The following is an 18,029-nucleotide window of genomic DNA, read 5'->3' on the forward strand; positions in this document are numbered from 1 at the left end:
TGTTTGTCCTGTTTGTCTTGTTTGTCTTGCTTTTCTTGTTTATCTTGCTTGTCCTGCTTATCTTCAGTTTCTTGCTGGTCTAGCTCCAATTTGTCAGAGTCTAATTCAGAAGGCTTGTCTTTTTTAAAGCTCGTTATTCTATAAATCTTTATTTTGTTCTGTTTTCTATGTCTTGGCATAGGAATCCCCTTTCGAATTGTGTTATTTTATTTTATTCTATTCTATGTAATTTAGTAGAGTGTGCTTGGACGATAGTTAGACGAGTATCTTGAATAGGTATTTGTTTTTGATTTGAGTCGAAATATTATATTTTTCGTTATTATATTTTCACGCTTTAAAAAAAATTAGTGTTTTTTGTTTTAAACAGAACTAGACAACTAAACACTAACCTATTTTCATACAGTTATGTGTTAAAAGCGTGTTGTTTTATAACACACTGTGTGTTTTTTGAGGGACACACTAATTGAAAGCGTTAACACACAAGATAAATACCCGAAAAAGCGTTGATTTTAGTGGTTTTAAAAAGTTGGCACGCTAATTGCATTAATAAATAGCGTAAAGAAAAATAAATAAACATAAATTTTTATACTACACAAGGGGGATTTATAAATGAATATTTTATTATGTTGTTCAGCAGGGATGTCTACAAGTTTATTAGTTACAAAGATGGAAGCGGCTGCAAAAGCTCGTGGTCTAGAAGGAAAGATTTGGGCTGTATCTGGGGATGCAGTAAAAACGAATATCGATCAAGCGGATGTATTATTACTAGGGCCACAAGTTCGTTACATGCTCTCTTCAATGAAAACGCTTGCTGATGAGAGAAATGTTGGAATTGATGTTATCAATCCAATGCACTACGGCATGATGAATGGAGAAGCAGTTTTAGATCACGCACTAACACTTAAAAAATAATTAGGGGGGAAGCGAAATGCAAAAGTTTATTGCATTTATGGAGAAATATATTGTTCCTGTCGCTGGTAAAATCGGATCGCAACGTCACCTAGCTGCGATCCGTGATGGATTTATTGCAGTTATGCCACTTATTTTAGTTGGTGCACTTGCATCGCTAATTAATGGTTTTCCATCTGAAGCTTTCCAAGATTTCATGAAAGGTTTGTTTGGTGAAACGTGGAAACAAGTTGGCGGTGGAATGTGGACTGGTTCATTTGCAATTCTAGCACTAATCATAGCATTTACAACAAGTTATAACTTAGCAAAATCTTACGGCGTTGATGGTTTGTCAGCAGGTATTATTTCATTTGGTGCGTTAATTATTCTTACGCCAACAACACCGAAAGAAGGCGGATTGAATTTAGCTTGGACAGGTGCACAAGGGTTATTCGTAGCAATTATTGTGGCACTCCTTGTTACTGAGGTATTCCGTTTCTTTGTACAAAGAAATATTACTTTTAAAATGCCTGATGGAGTACCACCAGCAGTTTTAAGATCTTTCGCAGCTATAGTTCCAGCATTTGTTATCTTAACAGTAGTTGCAGGTATTCAATTAGCAGTGAAATTAGCTGGTACAAGTGTCCATGAATTTATCTTTAATACGATTCAATCACCACTGCAAAGTTTAGCGGGGACATTACCAAGTGCAATTGTCATTGTACTCCTTGTTCATCTTCTTTGGTTCTTCGGTTTACATGGTCCAAATATCGTTGGTGGTATTATTGAGCCATTATACTTACCGGCATTAGAGAAAAACATGAAGTTATTCCAAGGTGGTACATCTGCATTTGATGTTCCAAACATTGTTACAAAACCATTCTTCGATACTTTCGTATATCTTGGTGGTTCTGGTGCAACATTAGCGTTCTTAGTAGTGGTATTACTTGTAGCGAAGAGCGCACAATTACGCGGTGTATCTCGTTTATCAATTGGACCTGGTGCATTCAATATTAACGAACCAGTAATATTTGGTACACCAATTATTTTAAATCCAATTTTATTCTTACCGTTTATCCTAACACCAATTGTATTAGTAATTACTTCTTATACAGCTATATCTATTGGTTGGGTACCAAAAACAGTTGTGATGATTCCATGGGCAACACCACCAATTATTAGTGGTTATCTTGTAACAGGTGGACATATTTCTGGTGCAATTCTACAGTTATTCAACTTTGTAATTGCGATGGTAATCTATTATCCATTCGTTGTATTATGCGATCGTTCTGTTGTTCGTACTGAAAAAGCAGCAGCACAAGGCAATAATAATTCTTTACCTATGTAACATAGAAATTGTTCTCACAGACAACATCGTCTGTGAGAACAATACCTTTATATCATGTTCAAAAAGATGAAAATCTATAAGAACACCAAACTATCATCAATAAAATAATAATTTAATAGACATGTTCAAACTGAAGGGTTATTTAAATCGGTTGAACCTTATAGAGAGGGCGGTAATTATGATGACTACAGCAGAACAAATTCCATTCCAATTAATTTTAAATAGTGGTAATGCACGAAGCTTTGCAATGGAGGCACTTCAATTTGCCAAACAGGGGAAATTGGCGGAAGCGGATGAAGCGATGGTAAAGGCGAAGGAAGCGATTAATGAAGCGCATCATTTCCAAACAGAGCTCATACAATCAGAAGCAAGAGGAGAAAAAACAGAGATTAGTGTTCTTTTAATTCATGCACAAGATCATTTAATGAATGCAATTACAGTGAAAGAACTAGCAGCAGAATTTATCAATCTTTATAAAAAGCTTGAAGCGAAAGGGGAATAAAGCATGACTGGAATTAAAATTGCTACAATCGGCGGTGGATCTAGTTATACACCAGAGTTAATTGAAGGATTTATTAAACGTTATGATGAGCTTCCTGTTCGTGAAATTTGGTTAGTAGATATTGAGGCAGGAAAAGAAAAGTTAGAAATCGTTGGTAACTTAGCGAAACGTATGGTGAAAAAATCAGGTTTACCAATCAAGGTGCACTTAACACTTGATCGCCGCGAGGCATTAAAGGGTGCTGATTTCGTAACAACGCAGCTTCGCGTTGGTTTATTAGAAGCGCGTGCAAAAGATGAAGCAATTCCGTTAAAATATGATGTAATCGGTCAGGAAACGAATGGCCCTGGTGGTTTATTTAAAGCACTGAGAACGATTCCTGTTATTTTAGATATTTGTAAGGACATGGAGGAACTTTGTCCAAATGCATGGCTTATTAACTTTGCAAATCCAGCAGGTATGGTAACGGAAGCTGTACTTCGCTATACAAATATTCAAAGAGTAGTTGGTCTATGTAACGTTCCAATCGGAATCCGTATGGGTCTTGCGAGATTACTTGAAGTAGATGCAAGTCGCGTACACGTTGATTTCGCAGGTCTAAACCACATGGTATACGGACTAGATGTATACTTAGATGGCGTAAGTGTAATGGATCGTGTGTTAGAGCTTGTAACAGATCCAGAAAAGCAAATTACGATGGAAAACATTGCTGCGCTTAACTGGGAGCCAGACTTTATTCGCGGACTTCGTGCAATTCCATGTCCATATCATCGCTACTACTACAAAACACGTGAGATGCTAGAAGAAGAGAAAGAAGCTTCGATTGAAAAAGGTACACGTGCAGAAGTAGTAAAACAATTAGAAGATGATTTATTCGAGTTATATAAAAACCCGAATTTAGATATTAAGCCACCACAATTAGAAAAACGTGGCGGAGCTTATTATAGTGACGCGGCATGTAGTTTAATTACTTCTATTTACAATAATAAAGGTGATATCCAGCCTGTTAATACACGAAACAACGGAACAATTGCAAGCTTACCACATGATTCTGCTGTTGAAGTGAACTGTATTATTACGAAAGAAGGTCCAAAACCAATTGCGGTCGGAGATCTTCCAGTACCAGTTCGCGGTTTAGTACAGCAAATTAAATCATTTGAGCGTACAACAATTGAAGCTGCTGTTACAGGGGATTATCATAAGGCGCTGCTTGCTATGACAATTAATCCACTTGTACCATCAGATAAAGTTGCAAAACAAATTTTAGATGAAATGTTAGAGGCTCATAAAGAGTATCTTCCACAATTCTTTAAAAAGATAGAGAAGTAAAAAGCGGCGCTATTTAGCCCGCTTTTTTTATTTCGATAGGAGGTATTAGGATGATTAAGTTAATTGTAAATGCAGATGATTTCGGTCTTACAGAAGGTACAAATTACGGCATTATTGATGGACATAAAAACGGGCTCGTAAATTCAACGACGATGATGATGAATATGCCAGGGACAGAGCATGCGGTAAGCTTAGCGAAAGAATATAAAACGCTAGGAGTAGGAGTGCATCTCGTATTAACGGCAGGAGAACCACTTCTTAAAGACGTTCCAACACTGGTGAGTAGCGATGGGGCATTTCATAAACAAAGCGTTGTATGGGAAGGAAAGATCAGTCCAGAAGAGGTAGAAAGGGAATGGACTGCTCAAATTGAGAAGTTTTTATCTTACGGATTAACACCGACTCATTTAGATAGTCATCATCATGTACATGGATTGAAGATTTTACATGATGTTCTTGAGAGATTAGCAAGTAAATATAATGTACCGGTTCGTCGTTGTGAGGAAGAGCGAGCGGTGCGCCCATTTTCAGATGTGTTTTACAGTGATTTTTACGCTGAAGGTGTGACGGAGGACTACTTTATGAAGTTAAAAGAAAGAGTACAAGTTGAACAAACGGTAGAAATCATGGTACATCCAGCTTATATTGATCCAGAGCTTGTGAAACGTTCTTCTTACGTAATGGATCGCGTGAAAGAATTGCGTATTTTAACGGAGAGTGAGCTGCCTGAAGGAATGGAGCTTGTGAAGTTTTAATAGGAAAACGACGGTTAAATAGGGCCGTCGTTTTTTGAATTACAAAATGGAAAGAAAATATCCACCAAAGGCACCGAGTATAACGATCACCCAAGGCGGCGTTTTCCAAAAAGCGAGTAAGCAAAAAAGAAGAGACGCAAATACGAAATCTACAGAATTCATAATTGTACTTGTCCAAATTGGATCATAAAAAGCTGCAAGTAAAATACCGACAACGGCTGCGTTTACTCCAAGTAGTGCGCCTTGTATGTAAGGTGCTTTCCTTACGCTGTCCCAAAATGGTAAAACACCAATAACGAGCAGGAAGGCAGGAAGAAAGATAGCGACTGTTGCGATTACTGCTCCGGCAGTTCCATTTAGCACTGCTCCTATATAAGAGGCAAATGTAAATAGTGGACCTGGCACTGCTTGGGTTAATCCGTATCCAGCTAGAAATTGTTCTTTTGTCATCATTCCGTTTTGTACAAACTCACTTTCAAGGAGAGGGAGTACGACGTGTCCTCCACCAAATACAAGTGCACCAGAGCGATAGAAGCTGTCAAATAAAGAGATGAAATAAGAGAACGGCCTTAACATAGGTAGCAGTAGTAATAGTCCGAAGAATAAGACGAGACAAGAAACTGCTATCGTTTTTGAAATCGGTACTTTTATAGTTTGAGATTGGCTAATTGGTTGGTTGCGATATAAAAACCAGCCGATACAGCCAGATATTATAATGAGAATGACTTGTGTCCAGCTATTTGGCCATAATAGGGCGATTGCAGCAGTGACAATAGCAATCGTTGCACGATTTCGGTCTGGTGTTAACTTTTGAGCCATTCCCCATATTGCATGTGCGACAATTGCGACTGCAACAAGTTTCAGTCCGTGAATCCAGCCGGAACTTCCAAGTTCGAACTGATTAAGGAATGAAGCGAAGAAAACTAAAACGAGCACAGACGGTAGAGTGAATCCAATCCATGAAATAATGGCTCCTAATAATCCGCCGCGTAATAACCCAACCCCCATACCGACCTGACTACTAGCAGGTCCGGGAAGAAATTGACATAGTGCTACTAAATCTCCGTAACTTCGTTCATCCAGCCATTTTCTTTTTTGCACGTATTCGTGATGGAAGTAGCCGAGATGGGCGACAGGGCCTCCAAATGAAGTAAGTCCTAATTTAAATGATACGAGAAAAATCTCTAATAATGTGTGAAAAGTGTATTTGTTGTTTTTCAAAACTACCTCCTAGAATGTTGTTCTAAGTGCATTATACAAGAGGCTGTAAAACAAAAGAAACGATTCTAATGTAAAGATTGTGTGAATCTTTTTGTAGGAATTAAAAATTGAAAAAGTCATAAATGATTATGTCTAAACCATAAAGTAGTAGAAGTAGTGCTGGGAAATTTATATAAGGAGAATGCCTTATGACAACACACTTTTTTGCTAGGCTAATGGGAAAGAGGGAAGTACCTCCTGTAAATACAGAAGCTTTTGGGGTAGCAGAGTTTATTTTCAGTGATGATTTAACGAAGTTGCATTACAGAGTAATACTAAAAAATATAGAAAAGGTCACATCGTGTCAAATTCATTTAGGAAAGTCTGCTCAAATTGGCCCTATTGTTTGCTATTTATACGGTCCGCTAGAACAGGGGATTAGTTTGAACGAGGGGAGTATTACTGGTGTTATGAATGCGGAGGATTTCGAGGGGCCTTTACAAGGGAAATCATTTGTTCATTTTCTCCAAGAAATTATTCAAGCGAATGTATATGTTAATGTTCATACGAAATCACATAAAAGGGGAGAAATAAGAGGGCGGATTAGAAAAATAAAGAAGTAAATGAAAAGGCTGTTCATTTTGGAACAGCCTTTTCTTCTTATATAAGGTGCTATTTTTAGCGATTATTGTCAGTAAATCGATATATTTTGAAAATCGCTCGTATAATTTCACTTACTACGTATTACACTATCGCTTAGTTTAATTTTTAACAGGTTGATTTTTGATGAAGAAGTCCATGACATAAAATACTTCATCATCCGGTATTTGTATTTCAAATGTATTTTCAATCGGTTGTAATGCTTTTTTCACTTTCATATACATCCAGTACTCATCTTGTCTTCTTTTCTCTTTATCTGGATGAGGGAGGAGACTTTCGCCTTTTTGAAGACGGTCAACCATACAGCTCATATGAAGAATTACCCCCATTAAACTATCAGGAGTTAGCTGTAAGGAAATTAATTCTTGAATTGTATTTAGTGCGTAACGAATTGTTTTGATAAGTAATGCGCCATCGTTACGCTGCATTTGTTGTTCAAGAATATCAGCCATTTTTACATATGTTTCCTCATACGTAATTAATTCTTGAATTGGCTGAATCGCTGTGTAGTTCACAATATCTTGGAAATGATATGTTAAGCATGGTACTTGCACATTGAAATTCGTGACGATACAAATGATATTACGCTCTTTTTTTATGTTCTCAATCATTTTTGTTAAATCTTTTTCATGGATGATACTAATCGGAATAATTTCAATTAATTCTTTATCAAATCGCAAATAGTTCTCTAACATTTTTTGAATTGCTAAAGCACTTCCTTCACCAGTTAAACAAGCTGTTAAAATAACAGATTTCATTGGAGAGAGTGGCTTTTTCTTTTCTTCTTGTACGTTTAAGTAAAACGGTGTTAAATTTTTCACTGTCTCATATAGTGCGTCTAATGAATAACCGAGCTGAGCTTTTCGTGCTGCTTCCAGTGCGTGTGGTGTACTTGTCATAGAAAGAACACGTACAGGAATTTTGAACTCGGTTTCTAATATATCACCGATATAAGCGAGCGATCCCATATCAACAAGTAAGAGAAGTCCATTTACATTTTGAAGTGTTTTCATATACATTTTCACGCGCTCTAAGAAATCTTTTGGTGATTCATGTAACGGCATATCAATACCGGTTACTTCTTCAATACCGAGAAGTTCGTTTGCGACGTTTGCCATTTCTGTTGCGATGCCATTACCGTGTGCTAATATTAATACTTTTACTTCTGTTTGTGAGGCAGGGATTGGATCAACAACGAAGAACATTGTTAAAAAGCCCGCTTCATCAATAGGCATTGTTATTTGTAATTCTTCCTCGAGTAGTTGAATGCATTGCATAGCTACGGAAAAAGCTTCTTTATATTTCGTACGAATTTGATTCAATTGCGGGTGGTGAATTTGTTTCCCGCTTTGTAATCGTTGTAGAGTTGTCTGTACATGTAAACTTAAAGCGAGAAATACTTTTTCATCAAACGTCTTAGATAAATGTTTTTCAGCGAGCTCCGCGATTTTTTCACATACAGAAACGATATTGCGATCCACAATTTTAAAAACATTTTCATGACTTGTCTTTTTAGACATTTGGTTAAAATATTGTACGAAAAAGCTTTGAATATCATTTTCTATTAGTAGTTCTAATTCTTCCTCTTCAATACCGCGTGCTTGAAGTTCTTCGTATTTATAATCAATGTAATCGTAAATAGAAGAACGTTTTTCATCTTCTGTTTTATGGTTACTCCAGCCTTCATCAACTGTAAATACAAATGCTTCATTTGGTATTTGGTACAGGTGACGGCTCTTTCTTTCAATAAACAGTCCTTCCTTCATATACCAAGGTAAATCTGTACTTGAAACATAGACAGAATCACGTTTCTTTGTCACAAAATCCGAATAAGCTTTCGCACAGGCGATTTGTACATCCGTTTTTAATTGACCGATGTTATTGGGACAATTATAAAAGACGAAAGCACGCATTGCATTCGGGCTAACATGAATTTCTTTCCTTAGACGAATTGCTTCATTTGTGAAAAATAGTTGCAGTAAAGCAAAGCGTTCTTTATGTGTACGCTCACGAAGTGGTGGAAGCGTGACAGTCATCGGTATACGTCTTGTAAATGTTTTTAATAAAAATGAATTTGGTTCTTCTGTTGTTGCAGTAATGATTAATACTTGTGCCCTTCGCTCGTTTTCTGTTTCTCCAAGGCGGCGGTATACCCCGCGGTCAATAAAGGTGAAAAGCATTTCTTGTCCCTCTGGAGGAAGACGATGTACTTCATCCAAGAAAAGAATCCCTTCATGTGCTTTTTCAATTAACCCTTTTTGATCACTTGCACCTGTGTAAGCTCCTTTTTTAATCCCAAATAACTGTCCAAGTAGTAACTGTGGATTGTTTGCATAATCAGCGCAGTTAAAGACGATAAATGGTGCATTTTTTGGAAGTTGTTCAACTTCAATTGCATATTCGTGCATTAAAGAAGCGAACATAGATTTTCCGACCCCTGTTTCTCCTAGCAGTAAAGTATGCATACCATTTGGAGGATAGAGAATAGAAGCTTTCGCTTTTTCAATTGCGATTTTAAGGCTTGTATTTTCAATTGCAAATGTATCTAATGAAGTGACATCCCTTGAATGCGTTTCCAACGAAGTGTTCGTTTCTATATAAAAACGAACAGGGCGCGTATTTGTTTTTAATAAACGCGTATCTTTTACAAGTTTGTTTAAATCGCTACTTACATTGGCACGATCCAGTTGCAACAGGGTAGCGAGTTCTGATGCGGTTACACCTTCTGTATAATTTCCTTCTTGTATTGCGTTAAAAATGAGATCTATTCGTTTCATTTCTATTCACCTCGAAACTTCATCACTATTTAAAATTTTACACAAAAATGGGAAGGGTGGGAAGAGAAAAATAAAACAGCCTTAGTACATAAGCACCAAAGCTGTTACAATCTTGTGTCTTTCCAAAAGTTCACTTCGAGATGAGAAGATGGATTATAGGGAAGAAGTTTGTATCCTTGTGACTGTAAATAATCAATTACTTTTGGAAGTATTTGTACAGTAACACTTGAATCGTGCATTAAAATAACTTCAACTTGTTCATCGCTCTGATTACGTACTCTTTCTAGTATGGCAGAAGGATTGTCATAGCTTTTCCAGTCATATGTATCAATGGTCCAATCCCACATTTTATACTCTGCTGATACAAGTGCGTCACGGTAATTCTGTTTTAAGTAAGGCATACTACCATATGGGACACGAACGAGATGTGTATTTAACTTTGTAATTTGCTGGACAATGTTTTGCGCTTGCTCCATTTCTGTAATTAAAGTAGAAGGGTCGCCAGTATAAAGGCGTTTTACATCGTGTGACATGCTATGAAGTCCGATATAATGTCCGTCTTTAACTAAGCGCTGCATTGTTTTTTTGTAGTGCGGCACCTTTCCTCCAATAACAAAGAAAGTCGCTTTTCCGTTCTTTTCTTTTAAAATGTTTAAAATTTGCGTAGTATATTTGTTTGGTCCGTCATCAAATGTTAAGTACGCGATTTTTCGTGTAGAAGAGGTAGTTTCAAAATTTGGATGAAGTTCAGCAGGATTAACTGTAGTTGCTTTTGCATTAGATGATGCGTACATAATAATCGTTAGAAATAAAATAAGGTATTGAAATACTCGCTTGATCATAACATTCACCCTCAGTTTGACAATCAAGATGTAAAAAAGAAAATGTGACTCTTTTCTTATTATGTATATCTTTCTCCAATAGAGGAACTCTCAAACAATCTATATTTTGGAAATATAAAATAAGGATAAAAAATAGCATCCTCTTCAAAGAAAGAGGATGCTATTTGAATATTTCATAATTGTAAAGGCTATACTATAATTAGTCTTCACGTTTCTTCACTTTTTTATAGAAGGAAATAATTGGTTTGTAACGTTCGTGTACAAGACCGATTACTTCAGCAATAATTTCTGTAAAGAAGATTAAAACGAAAAGAAGAATAATGGATAACCATAATGTCGCACTACTGAAAATAATAGCATTTACGCTAAAGAAAATACCAAATGCGTAAATAATTAGTACTGTTTTACGATGAGAGAATCCCATTGCAAGTAAGCGGTGATGTAAATGCGATTTATCTGGTGCTGAAATAGGTTTTTTATTGACGATACGGCGAATGATTGCGAATGTCGTATCAAATACAGGTACACCTAAAATGATAACTGGAACGATAAAACTGAATAACGTTACGCTTTTGTATAATCCAAGTAACGATATAACAGAAATACAGTATCCTAAAAATAGTGCCCCTGTATCTCCCATGAAAATCTTCGCTGGATGGAAGTTATAGAATAAAAATCCAAGTGTACTTGCAAGTGCAATTAGTGCTAGAGGTAAAATGATAGCTGTTCCAGTACCCCATGGGCTAGTGAAGGCCATATATGCTAGCGTTGCCAGTACGATAGATGAAATACCAGCAGATAATCCATCTAAGCCGTCAATTAAGTTAATTGCATTTGTAATACCTACAATCCAAAATACTGTAATTGGATAAGCAAGCCATCCGAGTTCAGTTTCCCCAAAGATTGGAATATATAATACTTGCACTAATAATCCACTTTTTACAATCATGAGGGCAACTAATAGTTGTCCACCGAATTTTACCTTCGCAGATAGTTCGTACATATCATCTAAAATCCCGATGATAACAATGATGATAGCACCTAAAGTTATCGATAGCATTCTTTGTTCGTATAATCCACCGACAACAAATCCTACAGCTACACCGATAAAAATTGCTAATCCTCCAAGACGAGGCATAATTTTTTGGTGTACTTTACGTGCGTTTGGTTTATCTGTTGCTCCTATTTTGAAAGCTAATTTAATAACTAAAGGAGTAACGACGAGTACAGTGATGAATGATGCCAAAATGGCATAAATCACTTGTGAGTCCATTAATACCCCACCTTTTATAGTTTAACGTAATTTTTCTAATTGTATTTATCTGAAAATTATGATGTTTGTTTACAGGCTCATAACATATGGTATCACAAAAAGATTAGAATTCAATCTTTTTTTCTTTTTACGGTAAATGGAAGCAGATAGAATATATGACAATTGTATACAGAATGTTGGGTCATTTAAGAGTGTTACTCGTATTAGGCTTTGAAATATGACATTTCATGTTTCTCTTCGATAGTAAATACTTTTATTTCAGTATTATAAGTGTTACACGTAGAAATGAGTAAGTTCCGTGTTAAAATGTGGGAATTTATAATGCCTCATTTAATTTTACAAAAACTTAAAAAAGAATGAGAAAAGTAATTCATATAATAAAGAAGTAAAAGAGTTTTCTCATTTTTAATGTGAGAGGGGGAAGCACAGGGAGAATGCTGTGTATTCGTATATTTTCTACTGTATATTCCTGTGCAAAAGGGAAATGAAAATTACGATAATAGGTACCGGATACGTTGGATTGATTACAGGAGTAGGGTTGGCGATATTGGGGCATTCAGTTACGTGTTTTGATATAAATGATGAAAAAATTGAACAGATAAAACTAGGGAATTTGCCTATTTATGAAGCTGGTTTACATGAATTAATAAAAGTTGCATGTGAGAATAATCGTTTAACTTTTACAACAAGTAGAGTACATGCATTTAACAATGCAGAGTTTATATTTATTGCAGTTGGAACACCCTCTTTATTAGATGGGACAGCGGATTTAACATATATTCAAAGTGCCTGTGATGATATTGGAACATATGCGACTAACGACGTTGTTGTTGTTACGAAAAGTACGGTTCCTGTAGGGACGAATGTTGCGATGAGAGGATGGATTGAGGAGAAGTTACAAAATAGACATGCATTACATATCGTATCGAATCCAGAATTTTTACGGGAAGGTTCAGGTGTTTACGATTTTTTTCAGGGAGACCGTATTGTAATTGGTGCGGATAATGAGGAAGTAGCGCGAAGAGTGGAGAGTTTGTATAGTGAATTACGCCTGAAAACGTATGTGACAGATATTCAAAGTGCAGAGATGATTAAATATGCGTCGAACGCTTTCTTGGCTACAAAGATTAGTTTTATTAATGAAATTTCAAATATATGTGAGAAGGTAGGCGCAAATGTATTAGATGTTGCAAAAGGGATGGGAATGGATAAGAGAATTGGTGCATCTTTTTTTAATGCCGGTATCGGATACGGGGGATCATGTTTTCCGAAAGATACGAAAGCGCTTGTGCAAATTGCAGGGAATGTGGCACATGATTTTCGCTTGTTAAAAGCAGTTATTGAAGTGAATAATAAACAACAGTTGGTATTGATTGAAAAGGCGAAGAACGTAATGAATATGAACAAGAAGCGGATTGCGGTTCTTGGAGCGGCATTTAAGCCGAACACTGATGATATTAGAGAAGCACCATCTCTTATTATAATAGAGGAATTACTTAATATAGGTGCGGAGGTAGTTCTGTATGACCCGAAGGCGACTCGAAATGTAAAAAATATATTTGGAGAAACTATACAATATAGTGAATGTATAGATGAATCAATTAGAGGAGCGAGTGCGGCATTTATCGTAACGGAATGGGAGGCTATTCGGGCTTATCCGTTAGAAAAGTACGTACAACTTATGAAAGAGCCTATTTTATTTGATGGAAGAAATTGTTATACTGATGAGGATGCCAAGAGGCAAGAGATAGATTATTATTCGATTGGCAGAAAAAGTATTTGTAATCGAACTGTTTCTGTTATTCGTTAAAAAGGCATGTATCCATGCATTTTCTTATATGTCATAATAGAAGTTGTAACTAGCGAAAGAAAAGAGGCAATAAAATGACTGAACGTTTAAAAGTAATGACAATTTTCGGGACACGTCCAGAAGCAATTAAAATGGCACCTCTTGTGTTAGAGTTGCAAAAGCATCCAGAAAAAATTGAATCGATTGTGACTGTAACAGCACAACATCGTCAAATGTTAGATCAAGTATTAAATATCTTTGGGATTACGCCAGATTTCGATTTGAATATTATGAAAGACCGTCAAACTTTAATTGATATTACAACACGTGGTTTAGAAGGTTTGGATAAAGTAATGAAAGAAGCGAAGCCGGATATTGTACTTGTACATGGTGATACAACGACAACATTTATTGCGAGCTTAGCTGCCTTCTATAATCAAATTCCAGTAGGGCATGTTGAAGCCGGACTTCGTACATGGGATAAATATTCTCCATATCCAGAAGAGATGAATCGTCAATTAACAGGTGTAATGGCGGATCTTCATTTCTCACCGACAGCAAAATCAGCAACGAACTTACAGAAAGAAAACAAAGATGAGTCACGCATTTTCATAACAGGAAATACAGCGATTGACGCATTAAAAACGACTGTAAAAGAAACATACAATCATTCTGTACTAGAGAAACTTGGAAATGATCGTCTTATACTTATGACAGCTCACCGTCGTGAAAACTTAGGTGAACCGATGCGTAATATGTTCCGTGCAATTAAGCGTCTTGTTGATAAGCATGAGGATGTACAAGTTGTGTATCCTGTTCATATGAACCCTGTTGTTCGTGAAACAGCGAATGATATTTTAGGTGAACATAACCGCATTCACTTAATCGAGCCGTTAGACGTAATTGATTTCCATAACGTTGCAGCTCGTTCATACTTAATGTTAACTGATTCTGGCGGGGTACAAGAGGAAGCACCATCACTCGGTGTACCAGTTCTTGTTCTTCGTGATACAACAGAGCGCCCAGAAGGTATCGAAGCAGGTACACTGAAATTAGCAGGAACAGACGAAGAGACAATCTTTAATCTTGCTGATGAGTTGTTATCAGATAAAGAAGCTCATGATGAGATGGCGAAAGCATCTAACCCTTACGGTGACGGCCATGCATCAGAGCGTATTGTAGAAGCGATTTTACAACACTTCAATAAGTAAATAAAAAAGAGCCGAATCGCATAGGATTTGGCTCTTTTAGTTATTGCTGGTTTCTCATAATCCACTCTGCATGAGCATTTGTAGAAGGAGGCGGCTCAGGTGGTGTTTTGTTCTCACTCGTATCTTTCTTTTCTTTTTCTTTTTCGTTAGTATTCGAATTAGGATTTGAGTCGGTTTTTGTAGTTGGAGTTTTTTCTTTTTCTCCTAGTTCTTTTTCAATTTCGTTACGCACCGTTTCTACACTGATTGGATCTGGAAGGAAGTAATAAATACCGTCTATTTTTTTGTCTTCTCCTTCAAGTTTTAACGTTTGCATTGTAGAAGGATCAAATCCAGAGAGTTTATTGTAAAGAGCAAGTCCGTCTGAAATAGGAATGTCGGTTTTTATATATTTTCCAACAACACTCGTTAAGTCTTTAATTTTAAATACAGTAGAGGCCGAATTTAGTTTTTGAGCAACAGCAGCTAGTAACTGCCTTTGTCTAGTTGCCCGACCATAATCGCCATTTGGATCTTGCTTTCGCATACGGACGTAAGCGAGTGCTTCTTCACCGTTTAAGTTTTGTTGCCCTTGCTTAAATTGGATTTTTTTGTAGTAATCCACGTCAGAACGTTCCCAAAAATCGAAGGGGACATCAACGGTAACACCGCCAACAGCATCAACGACACCTTTAAAGCCTTGGAAATCAATTTTAATATAATGGTCTACAGGAACTTTTAGAAAGTTTTCGACAGTTTTGATTGCCATTTTTTCTCCGCCGTAAGCATGTGCAGCGTTAATTTTGTCTTCTTTGTCCTTGCCAACAATTGGAACACGAGTATCGCGAGGAATACTCATAAGCGAAACCTTTTGAGTTTTCGGATTGACTGTCGCAAACATTAATGAGTCTGTACGACCATTTTGCCCGTCTGTTGCATAGTCCTCTATCCCCATAATGAGGACTGTAAAAGGTTCCTTTGTAATTTCGACATCTTCGGTTCTTAAATCAGATTTTTCACGAGTAAAACCACTATACATCCCCATGAGAGAAGAGTAGGAATTTAATACATAAAGTCCTACACTGCCAAATAAAAATGCGAAAATAAGGAAGAAGAAAAACTTCCTTCTACGTTTCTTTTTTATTCTGCTATTTTGGAGATGATAATAACGTTCTTCCATATATAATCTCCTTAGTTCATTTGTAGGGAAGTAATTCACTACATTAATCTTTAAAGGTGATAAGTTAGCTAGGCTTAGATAACATCTTGTTCTAAGTACAACATATCTCCTTCTTTAATTGTACATTTCCCATTTGTTAATTCAATCATCCAATCTGTGAATGTTTGTTTTCCGTCTTCTTCTACATACGTATCAAATGTGACATTTTCTAGATAATGTATATCTTTAATGGCATATTTCGAATTACGTAATTCATTTTCTAGCTTGCCAAGTAATGTGTAGTCAATTTCGGTCTGCATAACACGCATTAGCTTTCGCTGGACAACACCGACATGATTAATACCTTCACTTGTACATTTTCCATATGCACGAATTAATCCGCCTGCACCAAGTTTAATGCCGCCAAAATAGCGTGTAACGACAACGACGGTATCTTTTAGACCGCGTTTTTTGAGCACCTCTAACATAGGTACGCCAGCTGTACCGCTAGGCTCGCCATCGTCATTTGCTTTTTGGATTTGATCTTGTTCACCAATTAAATACGCGGAACAATTATGTGTTGCATTCCAATTTTGTTTTTTTATTTTTTGTATAAATTCTTGAGCTTCTTCTTCGGTTGTAGCTCGGCTAATATAGCAAATAAATCTTGATTTTTGAATGACAATCTCGTTTTCGCCGTAGTCTTTTATTGTTAAATATTGTAATAGCACTCGTATACGCCCCTATCTATCAAAATGACTAGTACTTTACATTTTAAAAGCGGGCGTTTTTATATTCAAACATTTTTTGCAAATACGTTGAAATTTTTGATGAGTACTTCACCTTTTTGTTGTAATTTGTCGGGATTGTGAGTATAATTTTTGACTGGCATTTTTATGTATAGATGCACCATTTTTATTTTTCGTGTAAACTTAGGGAATAAAAACTTTTTTATAAGGCAGGTACGCAAATGAAAACAGCTATTGTTACTGATAGTACAGCATATATACCGAAGCATATTCGTGAAGAACTCAATATATATATGATTCCATTAAACGTTGTGTTTGGAACGGAATCTTATCAAGAAGAAGCTGAAATTTCAGTAGATGATTTCTATGTGAAAGTACGTGAGCAAGAAGAGCTTCCGAAAACTTCTCAGCCAGCAATCGGAAAGTTTGTTGAGTTATATGAAGAATTATCTAAGGATTATGATGCGGTTATTAGCATTCATCTTTCAAGTGGAATCAGTGGTACATATCAAACTGCAACGACAGCTGGGCAGATGGTAGAGGGTATTGATGTATATACGTATGACTCTGAAATTAGTTGTGAAGTACAAGGATTCTATGTACGTGAAGGAGCAAAACTAGCAAGTGAAGGAAAGGATCCAAAAGAGATCATCGCCCGTTTTGATGAAATGAAGCAAACGATGGACGCTTATTTTGTGGTCGATGATTTACATCATTTACAACGCGGTGGACGATTAAATAGTGCGCAAGCTTTCATTGGTAGTTTGTTACAAGTGAAGCCAGTTTTATATTTCAGAGATAAAATTATTATTCCATTTGAAAAGATTCGTACACGTAAAAAAGCGTTAAAACGAATCGTTGAAATTTTTGATGAGCAAGCAAGTAAAGGTGTACCTATGGAAGCAGTTATCATTCATGCGCAACGTGAAGAGGAAGCGAATGAATGGAAGGAAGAATTAGAAGCAAAATATCCTCATGTCACAATCCGTACAGGTTATTTTGGTGCGGTAATTGGTACGCATTTAGGTGAAGGTGCACTAGGTCTTGGATGGTATACGAAGTAATAAAGATATAAAAAGCTCTCTTACTTGAAGAGGGTTTTTTTACGGATATTTTACGTTTAGTTGACAAGTTAATATTTGGAAATGGTAAAATGTACGTAAAATAAAATAATGAGGAAAGTTTTATAACTTACTTTTTACAAGAAACTATATTATAATGGAAGAGAGGTGAAACATATGGAGCATAATTCTTGTTTATGTCCAAAGTTTGAGTCAGCTTTTACGTTGCTTAGTAAAAAATGGACTGGCTTAATTATTAAATCGTTGCTTGAAGAATCGAAACGTTTTAGAGAAATCGCAGATATTATACCGAATATGAGCGATCGTATGTTGTCAGAGCGTTTAAAGGAATTGGAAAGCGAAGGCATTGTAGTTCGTAATGTTTATCCAGAAGTACCAGTTCGAATCGAGTACGGCTTAACTGAAAAAGGGAAAGCGTTAGAAAGTGTTATGGATGAAGTCCAAAATTGGGCTGAGAAATGGATGAAATAGCGTTTCGATTTCATT

16 protein-coding genes and 1 pseudogene are annotated in these 18,029 nt (G+C 36.4%); 10 read left to right on the forward strand and 7 right to left on the reverse strand.

What is annotated here, in order from left to right:
• A pseudogene (locus tag COC96_RS28245) lies at nt 1-179 on the reverse strand (polyamine aminopropyltransferase); the annotation flags it as partial.
• A gap of 430 nt (nt 180-609) precedes the next feature.
• Between COC96_RS28245 and COC96_RS23480 the strand changes: the two are divergent.
• The 5 genes from COC96_RS23480 to chbG all read left to right on the forward strand — a co-directional run bounded on the left by COC96_RS23480 (nt 610) and on the right by chbG (nt 4,822).
• Nucleotides 610-912, forward strand: a complete 303-nt coding sequence (locus tag COC96_RS23480) for a PTS sugar transporter subunit IIB (protein ID WP_001023569.1) — start codon at nt 610-612, stop codon at nt 910-912.
• A 16-nt stretch (nt 913-928) separates the two neighbouring features.
• Nucleotides 929-2,236 (forward strand): PTS cellobiose transporter subunit IIC, encoded by a 1,308-nt coding sequence (gene celB / locus COC96_RS23485; RefSeq protein ID WP_098269816.1) that lies wholly within the window; start codon nt 929-931, stop codon nt 2,234-2,236.
• A 178-nt stretch (nt 2,237-2,414) separates the two neighbouring features.
• Nucleotides 2,415-2,738 (forward strand): PTS lactose/cellobiose transporter subunit IIA, encoded by a 324-nt coding sequence (locus COC96_RS23490; protein WP_098269817.1) that lies wholly within the window; start codon nt 2,415-2,417, stop codon nt 2,736-2,738.
• A 3-nt stretch (nt 2,739-2,741) separates the two neighbouring features.
• The gene (gene celF / locus COC96_RS23495) at nt 2,742-4,067 is read left to right on the forward strand and encodes a 6-phospho-beta-glucosidase (RefSeq protein ID WP_098269818.1); all 1,326 of its coding nucleotides are present in this window, start codon (nt 2,742-2,744) and stop codon (nt 4,065-4,067) included.
• Nucleotides 4,068-4,117: 50 nt separating this feature from the next.
• The gene (gene chbG / locus COC96_RS23500; RefSeq protein ID WP_098269819.1) at nt 4,118-4,822 is read left to right on the forward strand and encodes a chitin disaccharide deacetylase; all 705 of its coding nucleotides are present in this window, start codon (nt 4,118-4,120) and stop codon (nt 4,820-4,822) included.
• 39 nt (nt 4,823-4,861) lie between these two features.
• On the opposite strand, the gene COC96_RS23505 is transcribed toward chbG, so the two are convergent.
• Nucleotides 4,862-6,043, reverse strand: coding sequence for a chromate transporter (locus COC96_RS23505; RefSeq protein WP_098269820.1), 1,182 nt, complete (start codon nt 6,041-6,043; stop codon nt 4,862-4,864).
• Between the two features lie 188 nt (nt 6,044-6,231).
• Between COC96_RS23505 and exsM the strand changes: the two genes are divergently transcribed.
• On the forward strand, nt 6,232-6,645 hold the full coding sequence (exsM, locus tag COC96_RS23510; protein ID WP_097904121.1) for an exosporium regulatory protein ExsM: 414 nt from the start codon (nt 6,232-6,234) through the stop codon (nt 6,643-6,645).
• A gap of 138 nt (nt 6,646-6,783) precedes the next feature.
• On the opposite strand, the gene COC96_RS23515 is transcribed toward exsM, so the two are convergent.
• From COC96_RS23515 to COC96_RS23525, 3 genes are all read right to left on the reverse strand, one after another.
• Nucleotides 6,784-9,459 (reverse strand): sigma 54-interacting transcriptional regulator, encoded by a 2,676-nt coding sequence (locus COC96_RS23515; protein WP_098269821.1) that lies wholly within the window; start codon nt 9,457-9,459, stop codon nt 6,784-6,786.
• Nucleotides 9,460-9,563: 104 nt separating this feature from the next.
• Nucleotides 9,564-10,301 (reverse strand): polysaccharide deacetylase family protein, encoded by a 738-nt coding sequence (locus COC96_RS23520; RefSeq protein ID WP_098269822.1) that lies wholly within the window; start codon nt 10,299-10,301, stop codon nt 9,564-9,566.
• 199 nt (nt 10,302-10,500) lie between these two features.
• Entirely contained in the window at nt 10,501-11,574 is a 1,074-nt protein-coding gene (locus COC96_RS23525) for a glycosyltransferase family 4 protein (protein ID WP_098269823.1), read from the reverse strand.
• A gap of 484 nt (nt 11,575-12,058) precedes the next feature.
• Here COC96_RS23525 and COC96_RS23530 point away from each other — a divergent pair, with 484 nt between their 5' ends.
• Complete coding sequence (locus tag COC96_RS23530; RefSeq protein ID WP_098269824.1) at nt 12,059-13,384, forward strand: UDP-glucose dehydrogenase family protein; 1,326 nt, start codon at nt 12,059-12,061, stop codon at nt 13,382-13,384.
• A gap of 74 nt (nt 13,385-13,458) precedes the next feature.
• Nucleotides 13,459-14,574, forward strand: coding sequence for a non-hydrolyzing UDP-N-acetylglucosamine 2-epimerase (gene wecB, locus COC96_RS23535; RefSeq protein ID WP_098769501.1), 1,116 nt, complete (start codon nt 13,459-13,461; stop codon nt 14,572-14,574).
• A 40-nt stretch (nt 14,575-14,614) separates the two neighbouring features.
• Here the strand turns inward: wecB and COC96_RS23540 are convergent, their stop codons facing one another.
• Nucleotides 14,615-15,733, reverse strand: a complete 1,119-nt coding sequence (locus COC96_RS23540; protein ID WP_098268248.1) for an LCP family protein — start codon at nt 15,731-15,733, stop codon at nt 14,615-14,617.
• Between the two features lie 74 nt (nt 15,734-15,807).
• Nucleotides 15,808-16,443 carry a YigZ family protein gene (locus COC96_RS23545; protein ID WP_098268249.1) on the reverse strand — a complete coding sequence of 212 codons (636 nt, stop codon included), beginning with the start codon at nt 16,441-16,443 and terminating at the stop codon, nt 15,808-15,810.
• A 239-nt stretch (nt 16,444-16,682) separates the two neighbouring features.
• On the opposite strand from COC96_RS23545, the gene COC96_RS23550 reads away from it, so the two are divergent.
• Both COC96_RS23550 and COC96_RS23560 read left to right on the forward strand, forming a co-directional pair.
• A complete protein-coding gene (locus COC96_RS23550; protein WP_000844779.1) occupies nt 16,683-17,525 on the forward strand; it encodes a DegV family protein in 843 nt (280 codons plus the stop codon).
• A 174-nt stretch (nt 17,526-17,699) separates the two neighbouring features.
• Nucleotides 17,700-18,014 (forward strand): winged helix-turn-helix transcriptional regulator, encoded by a 315-nt coding sequence (locus COC96_RS23560; RefSeq protein ID WP_000400858.1) that lies wholly within the window; start codon nt 17,700-17,702, stop codon nt 18,012-18,014.
• The last annotated feature ends 15 nt before the right edge of the window (nt 18,015-18,029 follow it).

The sequence above is a fragment of the Bacillus cereus genome (genome assembly GCF_002577405.1).
Lineage (GTDB): Bacteria > Bacillota > Bacilli > Bacillales > Bacillaceae_G > Bacillus_A > Bacillus_A cereus_AU.